This is a genomic window from Sphingobium sp. BHU LFT2 (assembly GCF_018604485.1).
In the GTDB taxonomy this organism is placed as follows: Bacteria; Pseudomonadota; Alphaproteobacteria; order Sphingomonadales; family Sphingomonadaceae; genus Sphingobium; species Sphingobium yanoikuyae_A.
Genome location: NZ_JAFCGW010000011.1, coordinates 156,425 through 171,374 on the forward strand (window position 1 = coordinate 156,425; position 14,950 = coordinate 171,374).

Annotated in this window: 16 protein-coding genes and 6 pseudogenes; 7 read left to right on the forward strand and 15 right to left on the reverse strand. The window is 63.5% G+C overall.

Going from position 1 to position 14,950, the window contains the following annotated elements; all coding sequences use genetic code 11:
* Positions 1-95: 95 nt before the first annotated feature.
* The 5 genes from JQK15_RS18945 to JQK15_RS18965 all read right to left on the reverse strand — a co-directional run bounded on the left by JQK15_RS18945 (position 96) and on the right by JQK15_RS18965 (position 3,653).
* Entirely contained in the window at positions 96-1,016 is a 921-nt protein-coding gene (locus JQK15_RS18945) for an NmrA family NAD(P)-binding protein (RefSeq protein WP_214866887.1), read from the reverse strand.
* A gap of 240 nt (positions 1,017-1,256) precedes the next feature.
* Complete coding sequence (locus JQK15_RS27505; RefSeq protein ID WP_214866889.1) at positions 1,257-1,418, reverse strand: transposase; 162 nt, start codon at positions 1,416-1,418, stop codon at positions 1,257-1,259.
* A 22-nt stretch (positions 1,419-1,440) separates the two neighbouring features.
* Positions 1,441-2,022 (reverse strand): transposase, encoded by a 582-nt coding sequence (locus JQK15_RS18955; protein ID WP_214866891.1) that lies wholly within the window; start codon positions 2,020-2,022, stop codon positions 1,441-1,443.
* A gap of 263 nt (positions 2,023-2,285) precedes the next feature.
* Entirely contained in the window at positions 2,286-2,465 is a 180-nt protein-coding gene (locus JQK15_RS18960; protein ID WP_214866893.1) for a hypothetical protein, read from the reverse strand.
* Positions 2,466-2,642: 177 nt separating this feature from the next.
* On the reverse strand, positions 2,643-3,653 hold the full coding sequence (locus JQK15_RS18965) for an alkene reductase (RefSeq protein ID WP_251007868.1): 1,011 nt from the start codon (positions 3,651-3,653) through the stop codon (positions 2,643-2,645).
* On the opposite strand from JQK15_RS18965, the gene JQK15_RS18970 reads away from it, so the two are divergent.
* The 4 genes from JQK15_RS18970 to JQK15_RS18985 all read left to right on the forward strand — a co-directional run bounded on the left by JQK15_RS18970 (position 3,652) and on the right by JQK15_RS18985 (position 6,136).
* Complete coding sequence (locus JQK15_RS18970; RefSeq protein WP_214866943.1) at positions 3,652-3,822, forward strand: hypothetical protein; 171 nt, start codon at positions 3,652-3,654, stop codon at positions 3,820-3,822. The genes JQK15_RS18965 and JQK15_RS18970 overlap by 2 nt on opposite strands.
* A gap of 5 nt (positions 3,823-3,827) precedes the next feature.
* Positions 3,828-4,685, forward strand: coding sequence for a LysR family transcriptional regulator (locus tag JQK15_RS18975; RefSeq protein WP_251007869.1), 858 nt, complete (start codon positions 3,828-3,830; stop codon positions 4,683-4,685).
* Between the two features lie 142 nt (positions 4,686-4,827).
* A complete protein-coding gene (locus JQK15_RS18980) occupies positions 4,828-5,736 on the forward strand; it encodes an alpha/beta fold hydrolase (RefSeq protein WP_214866895.1) in 909 nt (302 codons plus the stop codon).
* Positions 5,726-6,136, forward strand: a complete 411-nt coding sequence (locus JQK15_RS18985) for an ester cyclase (protein WP_214866897.1) — start codon at positions 5,726-5,728, stop codon at positions 6,134-6,136. Before JQK15_RS18980 ends, JQK15_RS18985 begins: the two co-directional genes overlap by 11 nt.
* A 30-nt stretch (positions 6,137-6,166) precedes the next feature.
* On the opposite strand, the gene JQK15_RS18990 is transcribed toward JQK15_RS18985, so the two are convergent.
* The 6 genes and pseudogenes from JQK15_RS18990 to JQK15_RS19020 all read right to left on the reverse strand — a co-directional run bounded on the left by JQK15_RS18990 (position 6,167) and on the right by JQK15_RS19020 (position 9,591).
* Positions 6,167-7,153 carry an aldo/keto reductase gene (locus JQK15_RS18990; protein ID WP_214866899.1) on the reverse strand — a complete coding sequence of 329 codons (987 nt, stop codon included), beginning with the start codon at positions 7,151-7,153 and terminating at the stop codon, positions 6,167-6,169.
* Positions 7,154-7,187: 34 nt separating this feature from the next.
* Positions 7,188-7,955, reverse strand: a complete 768-nt coding sequence (locus JQK15_RS18995) for an SDR family oxidoreductase (RefSeq protein ID WP_021235843.1) — start codon at positions 7,953-7,955, stop codon at positions 7,188-7,190.
* 3 nt (positions 7,956-7,958) lie between these two features.
* Positions 7,959-8,432: pseudogene (locus JQK15_RS26960) on the reverse strand (aldo/keto reductase); the annotation flags it as partial.
* 100 nt (positions 8,433-8,532) lie between these two features.
* Positions 8,533-8,847 (reverse strand): annotated as a pseudogene (locus JQK15_RS27510) (aldo/keto reductase); the annotation flags it as partial.
* Positions 8,844-9,101 (reverse strand): tautomerase family protein, encoded by a 258-nt coding sequence (locus JQK15_RS19015; RefSeq protein ID WP_214866903.1) that lies wholly within the window; start codon positions 9,099-9,101, stop codon positions 8,844-8,846. The gene JQK15_RS19015 and the pseudogene JQK15_RS27510, both read right to left, overlap by 4 nt.
* Positions 9,102-9,105: 4 nt before the next feature.
* Complete coding sequence (locus JQK15_RS19020; RefSeq protein ID WP_251007859.1) at positions 9,106-9,591, reverse strand: (R)-mandelonitrile lyase; 486 nt, start codon at positions 9,589-9,591, stop codon at positions 9,106-9,108.
* Between the two features lie 135 nt (positions 9,592-9,726).
* Here JQK15_RS19020 and JQK15_RS19025 point away from each other — a divergent pair, with 135 nt between their 5' ends.
* The gene (locus JQK15_RS19025; protein ID WP_214866905.1) at positions 9,727-10,659 is read left to right on the forward strand and encodes a LysR family transcriptional regulator; all 933 of its coding nucleotides are present in this window, start codon (positions 9,727-9,729) and stop codon (positions 10,657-10,659) included.
* Positions 10,660-10,689: 30 nt separating this feature from the next.
* On the opposite strand, the pseudogene JQK15_RS19030 reads toward JQK15_RS19025, so the two are convergent.
* The 4 genes and pseudogenes from JQK15_RS19030 to JQK15_RS19045 form a co-directional block, all read right to left on the reverse strand.
* Positions 10,690-11,449 (reverse strand): annotated as a pseudogene (locus JQK15_RS19030) (IS701 family transposase); the annotation flags it as partial.
* A gap of 484 nt (positions 11,450-11,933) precedes the next feature.
* A complete protein-coding gene (locus JQK15_RS19035; protein WP_214866907.1) occupies positions 11,934-12,539 on the reverse strand; it encodes a TetR/AcrR family transcriptional regulator in 606 nt (201 codons plus the stop codon).
* Positions 12,540-12,578: 39 nt separating this feature from the next.
* Positions 12,579-12,794: a conjugal transfer protein TraD gene (locus JQK15_RS19040; protein ID WP_214866909.1), complete on the reverse strand. Its 216-nt coding sequence runs from the start codon at positions 12,792-12,794 to the stop codon at positions 12,579-12,581.
* Between the two features lie 186 nt (positions 12,795-12,980).
* Positions 12,981-13,484: pseudogene (locus tag JQK15_RS19045) on the reverse strand (transposase); the annotation flags it as partial.
* A 71-nt stretch (positions 13,485-13,555) separates the two neighbouring features.
* Here JQK15_RS19045 and JQK15_RS19055 point away from each other — a divergent pair.
* Together JQK15_RS19055 and istB are read left to right on the forward strand one after the other, a co-directional pair.
* Positions 13,556-14,122, forward strand: a pseudogene (locus JQK15_RS19055) (Mu transposase domain-containing protein); the annotation flags it as partial.
* Positions 14,122-14,922 (forward strand): annotated as a pseudogene (gene istB / locus JQK15_RS19060) (IS21-like element helper ATPase IstB). The pseudogenes JQK15_RS19055 and istB, both read left to right, overlap by 1 nt.
* The last annotated feature ends 28 nt before the right edge of the window (positions 14,923-14,950 follow it).

Sequence of the window (14,950 nt, forward strand, 5' to 3'; positions counted from 1 at the left end):
GCATTAGCTGGGAGCAGTTTAGATGAGGCAACTGGACGTCGGCGCATTTGCGTGGCGCTCGTCACGCGGCCACTCTTGTCCCGCGTAATTTTCTCTCAAAGCCTTTCCTGACGGATGTAATCGCGGACGGGCTGGGGTTTGATCCATGGATAGCGGTGGTTCGCGATCGCGTGAAGCTTGCCCTTGCCCGACAGCATGCCGCGCCAGTACATCAGCGGCAGCCAGCCATACACATTCTGCGGTTCAGCCTGCCTGCGCTGCTCGATCTCGCGATCGAGATCGGCAAGGCTTCCCTTCTTCACGACACTGATGGCCTTGCCCGAGACCTCTTCATAGGCCCTCACCAGTTCGTGGAATGTCAGCGTATCGCCGGCGACCTCGAACGCACTGGGAACCTGCCCCTCGTCGAGCGCCACCTCAGCCGTGAACCGCGCGGTGTCCTCATAGGTCGTGAAGTCCATTGCGGTCTGGCCGTCTCCCCAAAGGAAAGCCTGTCCCGTGTCGAGATCGAATGCCCCGAGAAAGCCGAACAGGACGCGCCGATCGAGAAACGCGCCGATGTTGATGTGAATTACCTCTACCGCGCCGCGAGCCTTTTCCGCCTCACGGGCGAAGGCGCGGCGGTCGTCGGTGTTGATATTCTCGCCGTCGCCGAGGCCGAAGATGTTGTAGGAGAAGCTGGACGGGATGAAGCGACGGACCTTTGCCCGGCTGGCCGCATCGAGCAGCCGCAACTGGTCACCGACGACCACTTCAGGACCGCCCTGAATGGCGGAAACCACCGACAACGCGCCGTTCAGCGCCGTCGCGAGCTTTTCGCCTCGCGTCTCGTCATCGAGATCGATCTCCACGATCTCGACGCCCTTCTCCCGCAGAGCCGCCAGCTTTCCGGCGCTCGCCGGGCGTACCAGAGCCCGCAGCCGCACCTCCGGCTTGTCCAGCAAAGCGTGAGCGATCAGCGAGCCCAGATTGCCCGTTGCGCCTGCCAGGACGACGATCTTGCTTGTTTCAGTCATGACAATCCTTCTGCTCAAAGCGGGCTATCCGACCGCATCAACCGAGTGCTTCGTATTAATCTGACAGTTATCACATTGCAGCATTACAAGCGTAACCGACACATGTCGAATTTACCAGCCGCGGCTACACGGGACGCGCTGACTAATGAGACCTGTGCGCGGTTGGGCATAGAGCTATGAAATCGCGCACATATTCGATGGGTTATCGATCCGGCCTGCGCTTTGCGGTCGGAGGCGATATCATGCTGGAACGGAGAGAATGTTCATCGTGCGCTTGAGGTTCTCGGCAATGGCGGTGAGGCGCACTTGGACGGCGGCTTTGGCGAGACCTCGCCATCGCATGCGGCGCAGGCCGTAGCATCGCTTCCATGTCCCGAAGATCTTCTCGATGCGGCCGCGCACGCGATTGATCGGTTGATTCCATTCATGGTGCTTGGAGCGTTTCAGCTTCGTCGCGACCCCACATGCCGGTGGCGACGATCCGGGGAATGCCGCCCTTTGCCAGCACGGCATCACAAAAGTGATTGCCGCGATAGGCGCTGTCGGCAAACACCTCGCCGGGATTGTCGGGCAAGGCACCGGGGCCTGCCTTGCCGTCATTGATATTGGCGGAGGTGACGGAGACTTCCTCAACCAACGCGGTGTCGGCATCGGCGCCCACGTGAGCCTTAAAGCCGTGAACAGCCCGTTTTCTTTTGTGCTTTACCCAGCGCGCATCATCATCGTCTTCACTGGCCGGGGCAATGATGGTGGCATCGACCAGTGTCCCGGTCTTGACCGTCACCGCCTTGGCCTTGAGCTGCATGGTCACGGTTTCAAACAACGATCGGTCAAGTTGGTGCGCGACCAGCAGTCGGCGAAATCTGACAAACGCGGTACGCTCTGGCGTCGCCTCATTCGCGGAAAACCCACAGAAGCGGCGAAAAGAGGCCCGGTCGTCCAAGGCCTCAGCCACCTTCACATCGGACAGATCATACCAGATCGACAACAGGAGCGCTTTGAACATTGCCAGGCGGGCTCACCTTTGGAGGCCGGATAAAGCGGATCAAGAAGAGCCGCGACCGCGTGCCAATCAATCAGCGATACCAGCGTATCGAGCGATGACGTCGTGCGCTTGGACCCTGAAAACCCAAATCGCTCCTGACCAATCGAACGCTGCACCACGGCCGCTCTCCTGCTTGGAGAGCCCGTAGAAACAGCAATTGGCATGCCTGTCTACGCCCAACCGCGCACAGGTCTCATAAGCGGGTTGACCATGCGAATGATCGCTTAACGACCCGACGGGAGCACGAAGCTGTACTTGGCTTCGGGCAGCTTGCTGATTTCCAGCGTGATGGCACGAGCGGCGCCTGCAATGGCGGCGCATGCGTTGGTATAGCCCTGATCGACATAGGCGATGTCGACAGTGGCGCTGGCCGGTGTCGCATGCAGCGCGAGCAGATGGGCCATAGTTGGCAGGGAGCCATGCTGTGGGATTTCCCCAGATCTCGCATCGCCATGCAGGTTTGACGACCGGGATCTATTTTGGCCGAAGGGGGCCGGAACATCCCGCGGCTTTGTCTTCGCCCTCGAGGCACCCGTTCCTCCCGGTCGGAAATGGCTGCCGTGTCCGCCCCGGTCAGAGGATCAGGCGCGATCCTCCGCCAATGCGTCATAGTCGGTATAGCCCTGCGCGCCACCGCCATAGAACGTGGCGGGATCGGCCTCGTTCAAGTGCGCGTCGCGGCGGATGCGCTCGACGAAGTCGGGGTTTGCCAGGATCCCTTGGCCATAAGCCTCCAGGTCGGCGACGCCGGCTTCGATGTCTGCACCGATCCGGTCACGCGGCCTACCGGGACGGTTCAGGACCAGCGCATGGTTCCAGAGCCTGCGAATGTCCGCCAGCAGCTTCTCGTCTCCTAGATGCATCAGGTGGACATAGGCAAGGCCTAGCCTGTCTAGTTCGGCGACCAGATAATGGTAAAGGGCGGGTCCCTCCGGTCCCTCGTCGATGCCCGACATGGTGTTGCCGGGCGAAAAGCGGATCGCGGTCCTCTCCGCGCCTATTTCCGCCGCGACGGCCTTCACCACCTCTATAGCGAAGCGCGCCCTGTTTTCCAGGCTGCCGCCATACTCATCGGTCCGGACATTGGCGCTGGGCGCCAGGAATTGCTGGACCAGATAGCCGTTCGCGCCATGCACCTCCACGCCGTCCGCGCCCGCCTCTATCGCACTGCGCGCCGCGTGACGGAATTCGTCGATCAACGCGATCACTTCCTGGGTGGAAAGGGCGCGGGGAGCGGGGATGTCCTGCATGCCCGTGGCCGTGAACATCGGAACGCCCGGCGCGATGGCGGACGGCGCGACCGCCTGCCCCCCGTCCCGCTTGTTGTCGGGATGGGAAATGCGGCCGACATGCATCAGCTGAATGAAGATCCGGCCCCCCTTTTCATGGACCCCGGACGTGACCTTGCGCCAGCCCTCCACATGGGCGGAGGTGTAGATGCCGGGCGTCGTCAGATAGCCTTGTCCGCCATCGGACGGCTGCGTGCCTTCGCTGACGATCAGACCGACCGATGCGCGCTGCGCATAGTACTCGGCGGCCAGCGGGCCGGGCGTACCGTCCGGCTGCGCCCGCGACCGGGTCATGGGCGCCATGACGATCCTGTTGCGGACCTCGATTCCGCCGACTTGCCCTGGGGTGAAGATATCCGCCATTCTGTTGCTCCTTTTCCTTGCGCAGGATATCGCATTGCTCATCGTCGTGGACAAGGAACCGCTGATGGAAAACATTGTTCATCTAGTGGAGCAATCATGGACTACCTGAACGACATGGCTCTTTTCGTTGAAGTAGTGAAGGCGCAAAGCTTCCGCAGGGCCGCGCAGGGGTTGGGTATGCCAAATTCCACCCTGTCGCGCCGGGTCGCCCTGCTTGAACAGGGCATCGGCCTGCGCCTCATGAACCGGACGACCCGCAAGATCGAGCTGACCGAGGGGGGGCGCCTCTATTATGAGCGCTGCCGCAGGATCGTGGACGAGGCGCGCATCGCTCACGAGGAACTTGGCGATATGGTGGCCCGGCCCGTGGGCCTGCTGCGGGTATCCCTGCCCGTCGATTTCGCGACCAGCTATCTGGCCGCGCCCATCCATGAATTCGCGACGCTCAATCCCGGGATCAGCTTCGACCTGGACCTGACGCCCAGAAATGTCGATTTGGTGCGCGAACCTTTCGACCTTGCCATCCGCATGGCCTCGCCGGAAAATCCGTCCCTCATCAGCCGGGTCATCGCGCGCCTTCCGTCGGAATGCTACGCGTCGCCCGGCTATATCGAACGGCATGGCGAACCGGCCCATCCCGACGATTTGGTATCCCATCGGTGCCTGTCCATGTCCACCATGCCCCATTGGGCGCTGGAATCGGGCGGCCAGACGGCCAGGCCGGCGATTACGAGCCATTACCGCATGAACAGCATGGCCATGATCCGGCAGATGGCGCTGCTGGGCGTCGGGGTGGCACTGTTGTCGGAACGACTGGTGGCGGACGACCTGGCTCATGGGCGGCTGCGGCGGGTTCTGCCCCAATGGGCCGGCGCGGCGCGCCCCATTTATGCCGTTACCGAAACCCGCCTGCTGCCAGCGAAGACGCAGCGTTTCATCGAATTCCTGAAGAAGCGGTTGCAGCACGCTTGATGGGCGGTGCCGGTTCGGCCGCGCTCGGCTACCTCGCGGCTGCCGTGAATTTACTCTACGTAGGCAAGCGTGAATACTTGATCGAGAAAAAGTCCGAAAGTGCCTGCGCGAGTAACGCGCCATTGAGGTGATGACGCAGCATATGAAGAAAACCATCGACACCGATCTTTTGCGGGTAGCCTATCTGGAGGACGGTCCATCCGGCGGTTGGCCGGTTATCCTCATCCATGGCTATCCCTATGACGTTCATGCCTTCGATGCCGATGCGCAAATCCTTGCGAATGTGGGCGCGAGAGTGCTCCGACCCTATGTCCGTGGGTACGGGCCAACGCGCTTTTTGTCTGGCGAGACGAGGCGAAACGGGCAGCAAGCTGCGCGCGCGCTCGATCTGATCCAGTTCTCAAACGCTCTTGGACTGACCAGGCCGATTTTCGGAGGCTTCGATTGGGGCGGCAACGCGTGCTGCGCGGCCGCCGCCCTGTGGCCCCAGGAGGTCGGCGGGCTCATCTCCTATGCCGGCTATGACGTGATCGACGTCAAGCAGCAGAGATCTCCTCTCGGTGTCACGCTCGAACGCGTGTGCTGGTATCAGCACCTCTTCCAGACGGAGCGTGGGCGATCCTGCCTGGAGAACAACCGCGCCGATCTCGGCCGCACGCTATGGCGCGAATGGTCTCCCGATTGGGCGTTTGATGAGGCCATCTTCGAAAGGACGGCCGCGGCATTCGACAATCCGGATTTCGTGGATGTCGTGATCAGCGCTTACCGCTTCATGCACGGCAACGAACGCGGCGATCCGCTGCTGCAATCGCTGGAGGACCGCCTGGCAGAGCGTCCTCCCATAACCGTTCCGGCGATCACCATCGACGGGACCGCCGATCCGCTAAAGCCCGGGGGGACAGCGGATCACGCCGCGTTGTTCGCCGGCCCACACGAGCACTGGACCCTGTCTGTCGGGCACAATGTCCCGCAGGAAGCGCCGGGCGAGTTTGCTAAGGCGGCGTTGAAGGTCCGAAGCTGGCAACATGGCGGGAAAGCCGATGACGCATGATGATTTGTTGAGCGCCTATCGCGCGTACCTTGAGTGCCTAAGCGCTCGACAGCTCGACCGTCTGGGTCAGTTCGTCCATGAGGACGTCGAATATGGCGGGGAGAAAATCGAGCTGTCTGGCTATCGCAAGATGCTGGAGCGGGATTTTCGCGAGGTTCCGGATGTCCGCTTCAACATTGAGCGTGTGGCCATCGACGGGCCGCTCGTCGCAGCCCGCTTGGCCTTCGACTGCACCCCCGTGGGCCGCTTTCTGGGACTGGAGGTAAACGGCCGCCGCGTGTCGTTCTGCGAGAACGTATTCTATGAATATGAGGACGGTAAAATCCGACGCGTGTGGTCGATCATCGACAAGGCCGCGATTGAAGCGCAATTGGGCGATCGCCCCGGTCCGGTTCCCTAAGCGGATCGAACCAGACCGGCGCCCGTACGGTCACCACGCATAGGCCATCGGAGCCTCACCGCCGGGTCCGGGCCAGATCTCGTCCAGCCGGCGCAGCGTCTCTTCATCGAGCACGAGGTCGAGCGCCGCGAGGGTGTCCCGCAGTTGCTCGGGTGTGCGCGGGCCGCTGATCGCGGCCGTCACCACGGGATTGTGGAGGAGCCATGCAAGCGCGACATGCGCGGGCGGCACGCCGATCTCGGCGCACAACGCCTCGTAGGCCTCGACCTGCGGCCGCAGCTTCTTAAGCTGCTCCGCCAGCCTAGGGGAGGCGCGGCGGCCCTCCTCGTGCTTTGCCAACGCGCCGGCAAGCAGACCCTGTCCGACCGGGCTCCACGGGATCAGGCCGATGCCAAACGCGCGCAGCGCGGGCACGACCTCCAGCTCGATCGTGCGCTGGGTCAGATTGTAGAGGCTCTGCTCCGACACGAGCCCAAGAAGATTGCGCTGCTTCGCCTCATACTGGGCCTGCACAACGTTCCACGCGGCGAAGTTGCTGCTGCCGACATAGGTGATCTTCCCCTCGCGGATGAGCTGCTCCATCGCCTGCCACACCTCGTCCCAGGGCGTGGCGGGGTCGACGTGGTGCATCTGGTATAGGTCGATGTGGTCGGTCCCGAGCCGCTTCAGGCTCGCCTCGCACGCGCGGCGGATATGGTAGGCCGACAGGTACTTGTCGTTCGGCCCGGTCTCCATCGGCTGGTAGACCTTGGTCGCCAGCACAATCCGGTCCCTCTTGCCGCTCTGCTTCAACCAGCGGCCGATGATCTCCTCGGAGACGCCATAGCCCTTCTCCATGTCGGGCTTCTGCGGACCGCCATAGACGTCGGCCGTGTCGAAGTGGTTGATGCCGGCGTCGACCGCCTCGTCCATGATCCGGAACGAGATCGCCTCGTCGCTGAGCTCGCCGAAGTTCATGGTGCCGAGGATGATGGGGCTGATCCGCAGACCGGTCCGCCCGAGATGCGTATACTCCATGGTGCTGCTCCTGCTCTTGTAAGGGCGGTGCGGATCAGCGCGCGACATAGCCACCGTCGACCGCCAGCGCGTGACCGACGACGAAGCTCGCGCCCGGGCTGCACAGCCAGAGGACGGCGGCGGCGACTTCCTCCGCCTGGCCGAGCCGCCTGATCGGCACGTCGCGCATCATGTCCTCAATGACGCCGGCCTCGGCCTTCTTCATGTCGGCGACCATCGGGGTGTCGATGATGCCGGGCGCGACGACGTTGATGCGGATGCCGTGAGGCGCATATTCCAGCGCGGCGCTCTTGGTGGCGCCGTGGATGCCGTGCTTGGCGGCATGATAGGCCGCACGGCCCGGCACGCCGACGAAGCCCCCGAGCGACGAGCAGTTGACGATCGCGCCCGAGCCCTGCGCTTTCATCTGCGCGAGCTGGTACTTCATGCAGGCGAAGACGCCGCGCAGGTTGATGGCGAGCATGCGATCGTAATCGGCCATCGGTACGTCGGCGAGGTCGGTCGCGTCGCTCTGGATGCCGGCATTGTTGAACGCCATGTCGAGGCGTCCGAACTCGGCGATGGTGCGCTCCACTCCTGCCTTGACCTGCGCCTCGTCCGACACGTCGCAAGTGACGGCGATCGCCTGCGCGCCCCTCGCGTCCAGCAAAGCGACCGCATCGGCGACTGCGGCGCCGTTGGCGTCGACAAGCGCCACCGCCGCGCCGGCGGCGGCGAAGGCCCGAGCGGTCGCGAGCCCCATGCCGGAGCCAGCACCGGTGACGAACGCGACCTGGCCGGCATAATCATAGACCGGGTTCATGGCTCAGCCCTCGCGAGCGGCCGGCTCGACCTGCCGCTTCTTGCCGAACACGGGAAACCTGCTCGCCTCGCCATAGTCGGTGCTGTCCTGGGCGCTTCGCAGCAGCGCCATGTCTTCATCGGAGATGGTGAAGTCGACTGCAGCGTTGTCGCGCATGTGGGCCGGGTTGAGCGTCTTGGGCAGCGGCAGCAGGCCGAGCTGGAGGCAGTAGCGGATGCAGAGCTGCGGCACGCTGACGCCATACCGGCCCGCCATCTCGACGAGGCGCGTGTCCTTCAGCACCGCACCATGGGCGACCGGCGAATAGGCCTGGACGACGATGCCTTTCGACTGCGCATAGTCGATCAGGTCGAACGGCGTGTTGCCGACATGCGCCAGCACCTGGTCGACCATGGGCGCGACGCTGCCCTTCTCGATCAGATTGTCGAGATCGGCGCGCTCGAAATTGGAGACGCCGATCGCGCGCAGCTTGCCGGCCTGATACGCCTCCTCGAGCGCGCCAGGCTTCCAGGTTGCCCTCTAAGTAGCGATCGCCCTCGCGGAACTCGGCCCAGGGCTGCGGGCTGTGGATGAGCATGAGGTCGATGTGATCGAGGCCCAGCGCCTTCAGCGAGCCGTCGATCCGCTCCCTGGCATCGGCGTAGCTCTTGCTTTCGGCGACGAGCTTGGTGGTGACGAATATCTGGTCGCGCGCCACGCCGCTCGCGCGCAGGCCATCGCCGACGCCGCGCTCGTTCTCGTAGGCCTGCGCGGTATCGATGTTGCGATAGCCGACACCGATCGCGTCGCGCACGGCGCGGGCGGCGGCGTCATCGGGGATCATCCAGGTGCCGAAGCCGAGCTTCGGGATGGCGACGCCGTTCGACAGGGTCGCGGTCTCGTTCAGGATCATGATGATGCCTTTCCTTGGCTGGCGGCGCGCGGGCCGTAGCCCGGCCGCTTGGTGAGCGTGTCCCAGCGGTCCTCGATGTCGGGCCCATAGACGCGGTCCTGCCAGTCGCCCGCCGCGACCTCCTCGAAGCCGACCGAGACGGACTCGTCGCCATAATGGAGGATTGAGGTCACATCGTGGACGATGGCGTGCGAGAGCGCCTGCTTCTGCGCGTCGGACTTGCCGGGCCAGAGCTTCACGACAACGTGCGGCACGGGCTCATTCCTTGCCGAGCGGGGCGTTGTACTGCTCGTCCGTCACCTTCTCCATCCAGGTGACGTTCTTGCCGTCGATTGCCTCCTGGATCGCGACGTGGGTCATGCCCTCGTGCGGCGTCGCGCCATGCCAGTGCTTGTGCTCGGACGGGCACCACAGGATGTCGCCGGCGTGGAACTCGAGCTTGGGTCCGCCCTCCACCTGCGTCCAGCCGACACCCTCGGTGACGATCAGCGTCTGGCCCGCGGGATGGGTGTGCCAGGCGGTGCGGGCGCCGGGCTCGAAGTGGACGATCGCCCCCGTCACGCGCGAGGGGGCCTCGCGCTGGAACTGGCCCGTGATCGTGGCCTTGCCCGTGAAATATTCCTCCGGCCCGTCAACGGTCTTCATGTCTGCCTTGCGGGTGATGTCCATGGTCCTTCCTTCCTGTGCTGAGACGGCGGCGGGCAGCGCCGCGAGAGCGGCGATCGAGATCAGAACGTTCAGCATGTCGTCGCCTTTCCTTGGCGGTTCGCTTTGGAGTCAGTTCTTCCGATCCCAATTTAGCGATTGGGGCCGCTGGGATTAGCGCTCTCTCGCGCAATGAACTGATGAACGCTGCTCAACGGCATGGTAAAGGATCACATGCAACTGAGCCGGGCCGATCTTGCCGACTTCCTCTACTTTCTGGCCATCGCGAGGCATGGCAGCTTTCGTCGTGCCGCTTCGGAGATGGGGGTGACGACGTCGGCATTGAGCCACGCGATGGCGGGGCTCGAAGCGCGCCGCGGCGTGCGATTGTTGAACCGGACCACCCGCAGCGTGACACTCACGGCCGCGGGAGAAGATCTGCGGGCCGCCATCGAGGGACCGTTGGAAAGCATCGGAGATGCGGCGGAGAACCTGAACCGCTATCGGGACGCCCCGACGGGAAGGATAAGGATCAACGTCCTTGAGGACGCCGCCGCGCTGCTGCTCGAGCCGGTCATGCCGCACTTCGTCGAACGCTATCCGGAGGTCGTGGTCGACATCAGCGTCAGCAACCGCATGGTGGACGTGATCGCCAGCGGGTTCGATGCGGGCATCCGCTACGGCGGTACCGTCCCCGAGGACATGATCGCGCAGCGGCTCTCGCCCGACATTCGCTGGGTTGCGGCCGCGTCACCCGCCTACCTTGCGAAACATGGCGCGCCATCGACGCCCGACGATCTGCGTCACCACCGCTGCGTCCGCATCCGGCTGGGCAACGACCAACTCTATCACTGGGAGTTCGAGCGAGGCACCGAAGCCGTGGCGGTGGACGCGCCGGGGTCCATCATCGTGGACAGCAGCCATGCCGCCGTCGGCTTCGGCCTCAACGACGTCGGCATAATCTATGGCGCCGAGCCGGTCCTGCGTCCCCACCTCGCAAGCGGCGCGCTTACGCTCGTGCTTGGCGACTGGGCGTCAATGGGCCCCGGCTTCCACCTCTATTACTCTGGACGCCGGCAGCTCCCGACGGGATTGCGCCTGCTCAAGCAACTGATTCGGGAGGTTGCCCCGCTCGACCGCCGGCAGGCATCGGCCTCTCTACTTTGATCTACACTCGAGAGACTGGTCTGCTTGCGGATCCAACCCCAGTTCTTCCTTGAGTTGCTGATGCGCCTGTTCGCAGATCCAGCGCGCCTTGATGGCGCCGGCGAGAGCCTTGATCGGAGTGTCGCCGGGCAGATTGGAGAGATAATATTTTCGCTCACCATTCGAGCGATGCTCCCCCACCGGCCAGGCTTCCTCACCCGGCATGTGCTGGGCCCCGGCAGAGCCGATCCGCTGAGGCGCACCATCGGCAATGCGCACGCGCATGGCAGCAAAGCGGGCCGTAAGCCGTCCCTTGGTTCCCTTGCGCCAACTGACCTGATGCCACTTCGCGCTTTCGAGCATCGCGTGCGCGGCATGGACTTGACGTCGGGTACATGCCGCACGCGTGGTCGCCGCGCCCCGCTACGGGGAAGATCAGTTGCACGTCAGCCGGATAGACCTTCTGATGCCGGGGAATGCCGACAGCCCAATGCAGGCCGCGTGTACTCAGTGCCTGTCGGAACGGAGCCGACAGCCCGTAACCGGCATCGGCCAGCACACAGCCGAAGCGCACGCCGGCAGCGATGATGCGATCGACCTCCTCGATCGCGATCTCGGGCTTGGTACGATATTCCTGCAAAAGAGCGGGCACGCCGCACTTATCCATGCGCGCGGTATCGCTTGTCCAGCTTTCCGGCAGGAACAGCCGCAAGCTCAGCATGAGCGGAACTTCGCCCGAAGCCAGCGTCACCGACACCAGCGTCTGACAGTTGGCATTCTTGCCGAGCGCCGTGGCATACGCTGGCCCCATGAAGCGGCGCGACCTCATTGAAGCCGGATTGAGCTAACCCGCTGACGCGCGTACAACCTATGGGATTAGTGACAGCAGGACTGCTGCACAGGAACGACTCTGGGGGATGATGTGGCGCTATGCGGGCCGGAGGCAGGCCGAGGCGGCACTACTGGCCACAATGATTGGCGCCATTCGATTTCTTCGGGTCAGGTGGGTGTAATGCGCTGGCGCTTTGGGCGGCTCGACGACGATGCAGGCATAGGGTGTCATCGCGTCCTGCGGCAGTGATACCGTGATGCTCATGCGTTCGAAGTTCGGCCGAGACCCCATCATCAGGAGGTGTCCGGTTGCGGTGGTGCTGGACCGGTACGCAATCTTGGAAGAGTAGCAGTGAGACGCAGAAGCCCGCCGCAGCATGTTGCGGAAGATTGGGCGCCGGGTTCGACGCGACCAACCAAGGCCACTGCTGTCTGATTCGGCGGCGTGCTTGGAAAACGCTGCCTCAGTCGCTCGGCCACATCGTCATGGCAATGTCCACCAACCGCTCCAGCTCCTCCGTGCCAGCCCCCACACCCGCCTGTACGCCCATGCCTTGCATAATAGCGAGAACGAAGGAGGCGAGCGCGTGGGGATTGAGGTGGCCGGGCAAGTCGCCTTCCTCACGAGCGCGCGCAAATCGCTCTACTAGCGCCTTGGTTGACGATGCCTGTCGGCCAACCACTTCAACCTTGATCGTTTCCGCCTGGGTCGTGCAGGCCACCATGCTGATGACGCCCAGACATGCGCGAGGACTATCGACGCCAGTGTGTATTGCCAGTGTCTCTCTCAGCAACCGTTCGGTCACGGCGCGGGCGGTCGGCTCTGCCAGTGCGGATCGCATATAATTGAGCTTGTCGCGTTCATAGAGGGCCAGCGCCTTATGGAAAAGCGCTTCCTTGTTGCCGAAACAGGCATATAGGCTCGGCTTGGTGATACCCATTGCTTCGGTCAGTTCGGCAAGCGACGCCCCTTCATAACCGCGCGTCCAGAATATCTGAAGCGCCGCCGCAAGGGCCTGCTCGGGATCGAACTCCCGTGGGCGACCTCTTCGTGATGCCGACATGTTCATCCGCAGTATGTAGGAATTTCGACACCCTCTACGCAAGCATTAGCTATCTTCTTGATTCGCCCCGAACGCGCGCTTGCCCTTCCGCTTCCAAAGCGCGAGCGCGTTGGCGCGTTCGTCACCACGCAACCTTTCGGCGACGGTAAGAAACGCGCCGTAGAGCGTGACGCGGTCATCTTCGGTCAGATCGACCAGTCCCGCCTTGATGACGAGGCCCCCCAGTTCGATCAGGTGGCGTGTTCTTTCCCGCCGCTTCATGACCTACTCGCGCATATCTGTTCTCGCTTGTCGCGCCTCAACGCGGTTGTTGTCGATCAAGGCGCCTCCTGCGGGTAATTTCAAGTCGGCGCGTCACTTTGCCGCGTGGCTCGGACTGACTCCCAAAGGGTCGTGTCCCACGGGGTGGTGTGGGAACCGTCGATCCATGGCAGGATCGGGTTTGGGTCAGGCAGCCAAGGCGGGCATGTTGACAATGGGATTATGGCTCAGCGAGCCGAGGGTTTCCAGCGTGATGTAGCGGCGCGATACCGCCCACTCGTCATTCTGCTCCAGCATCAGCGCGCCGACGAGGCGGACGACGGCGGCATCGTTCGGGAAGATGCCGATCACATCGGCCCTTCGCTTGATCTCCTTGTTCACCCTTTCCAGCGGGTTGGTCGAGGCGATCTGCGCCCAATGGTCCTTCGGGAACGCCATGTAGGCGAGGACATCCTCGCGCGATTCGTCCATCATGCCGGCGAGCTTGGGGAACTTCTCGCGCAGCGCATCGGCGATCTGCTCCCACTGCTGGTGAGCGGCTTCGGTTGTCTCCTGAGCGAAGATCGTCTTGATCACGGCAATGACGGCGGGGCGCTGCTTTGGCGCAGCATGGGCCAGCGCATTGCGCATCCAGTGCACCCGGCAGCGCTGCTGGCTCGCGGCGAACACCTTGCTGGCAGCGGCACGCACCTTGGCCATGACCGGCAAGGTTGTATCGTCGCCATGCAATCGCTCGGCGGCGAGGACGTGTGCCTCGATGAGCCTGCGCTCCATACCGGGCGCGCACCAAGGGCAAGGATGAGCGGGGCGTCGGATATGTGAAGCGCAATGCAGTCGCTGGCCGCCGCTTCGGGAGCTGGGGCGCCTTCGTTGCGCATCTCGATCAATGGAACCGCGAGATTGCCGACGTGCGCGTGCACGGGACCACAGGCGAACTGCCGCTCGTTCGCTTCGCCGATGAGGCCGGTGTGCTTCGCCCGCTCGGTGGCCGTGCTCCGTTCGGGCAACTGCGTGACCTGATCCGCAAGGTCCGGCCCGACTGTGCCATTGATCTCGACACCAACAGCTACTCGGTTCCCTGGCGCCTGGTCGGCGAAACGGTCCAGGTCGTGGTCCTCGCCGGTCGGGTTATCGTGCGCCACGCCGGCGAGGTGATAGCTGACCATCCCATGTGCGAGGGGCGCCGGCAAAGGGTCATGGACCGGGCACATCTGGCGGGCCTGGTTGGCACTGGCCTCGTGCGTGCCGCGGCGTCACCGACAATACCACCGCCGGCGTTGCTGCGGCCGCTTTCTGAGTACGAGGAAGTGGTTGGAGGAGGTTGGTGATGACGGCCATCGATCATGAGGCGCTGGTAGCGATGCTGGACCGCCTCAAGCTCTCGGCGATCCGGGATCAGCTCGACACACTGCTCGATGAGGCGGCACGCTCGAAAATGACTCTGCGCGAGGCGTTGGCATTCTTCGTGTCCCGGGAGATTGCGCGACGCGATGAGCGGCGCATCTCCATGGCAAGCAAGCTTGCCCAGTTCCCGTTCGTGCGCGAGATCGAAGGCTTCTAGTTCGATGCCCAGCCCTCGCTCGATCCCGGCCAGATCCGAGAGCTCGTGACCTGCCGCTGGATCGCCCATGGCGACACGACACTGTTCCTGGGCCCTCCGGGAACGGGCAAGACGCACTTGGCGGTGGCATTGGGGAGGGAAGCGATCCGGCAGAACTACTCGGTCCAGTTCGTCACCGCAGCGACGCTGGTTGCCATGCTGGCGAAGGCGCATGGCGATGGAACGCTCGACAAGCAGCTGACGTTGCTGGCTCGGCCCAAACTGCTGATCATCGACGAACTCGGCTATCTGCCCTTCGAGGCCAATGCCGCGCATCTCTTCTTCCAGCTCGTATCGCGCCGCTACGAAAAGGGGGCGATCCTGATCACCTCCAACCGCCCGGTCGGGGAATGGGGCGGCGTCTTTGGCGATCCGGTGGTGGCCACGGCAATCCTGGATCGACTGCTTCACCACTCCACCGTGATCACAATCCGCGGCGATAGCTACCGACTTCGCGAAAAGCGTAGGTCCGGCCTTCTGCAGAAGGCCGGACCTACGCTTGAGAACACCGAAACCACCGCGCCGTGAGCGGGGGTCAGTTCCTCAGTTCGACGAA

Bases quoted from the DNA above. Each gene is read 5' to 3' on its own strand.
- JQK15_RS18945 (WP_214866887.1), bottom strand. From the start codon at position 1,016: ATGACTGAAACAAGCAAGATCGTCGTCCTGGCAGGCGCAACGGGCAAT.
- JQK15_RS18995 (WP_021235843.1), bottom strand. From the start codon at position 7,955: ATGAACCCGGTCTATGATTATGCCGGCCAGGTCGCGTTCGTCACCGGT.
- JQK15_RS19035 (WP_214866907.1), bottom strand. From the start codon at position 12,539: ATGAACATGTCGGCATCACGAAGAGGTCGCCCACGGGAGTTCGATCCC.
- JQK15_RS18975 (WP_251007869.1), top strand. From the start codon at position 3,828: ATGGCTCTTTTCGTTGAAGTAGTGAAGGCGCAAAGCTTCCGCAGGGCC.
- JQK15_RS18990 (WP_214866899.1), bottom strand. From the start codon at position 7,153: ATGGAGTATACGCATCTCGGGCGGACCGGTCTGCGGATCAGCCCCATC.
- JQK15_RS18960 (WP_214866893.1), bottom strand. From the start codon at position 2,465: ATGGCCCATCTGCTCGCGCTGCATGCGACACCGGCCAGCGCCACTGTC.
- JQK15_RS18965 (WP_251007868.1), bottom strand. From the start codon at position 3,653: ATGGCGCCCATGACCCGGTCGCGGGCGCAGCCGGACGGTACGCCCGGC.
- JQK15_RS19020 (WP_251007859.1), bottom strand. From the start codon at position 9,591: ATGCTGAACGTTCTGATCTCGATCGCCGCTCTCGCGGCGCTGCCCGCC.
- JQK15_RS18955 (WP_214866891.1), bottom strand. From the start codon at position 2,022: ATGTTCAAAGCGCTCCTGTTGTCGATCTGGTATGATCTGTCCGATGTG.
- JQK15_RS18985 (WP_214866897.1), top strand. From the start codon at position 5,726: ATGACGCATGATGATTTGTTGAGCGCCTATCGCGCGTACCTTGAGTGC.
- JQK15_RS18970 (WP_214866943.1), top strand. From the start codon at position 3,652: ATGACGATCCTGTTGCGGACCTCGATTCCGCCGACTTGCCCTGGGGTG.
- JQK15_RS19025 (WP_214866905.1), top strand. From the start codon at position 9,727: ATGCAACTGAGCCGGGCCGATCTTGCCGACTTCCTCTACTTTCTGGCC.
- JQK15_RS18980 (WP_214866895.1), top strand. From the start codon at position 4,828: ATGAAGAAAACCATCGACACCGATCTTTTGCGGGTAGCCTATCTGGAG.
- JQK15_RS19040 (WP_214866909.1), bottom strand. From the start codon at position 12,794: ATGAAGCGGCGGGAAAGAACACGCCACCTGATCGAACTGGGGGGCCTC.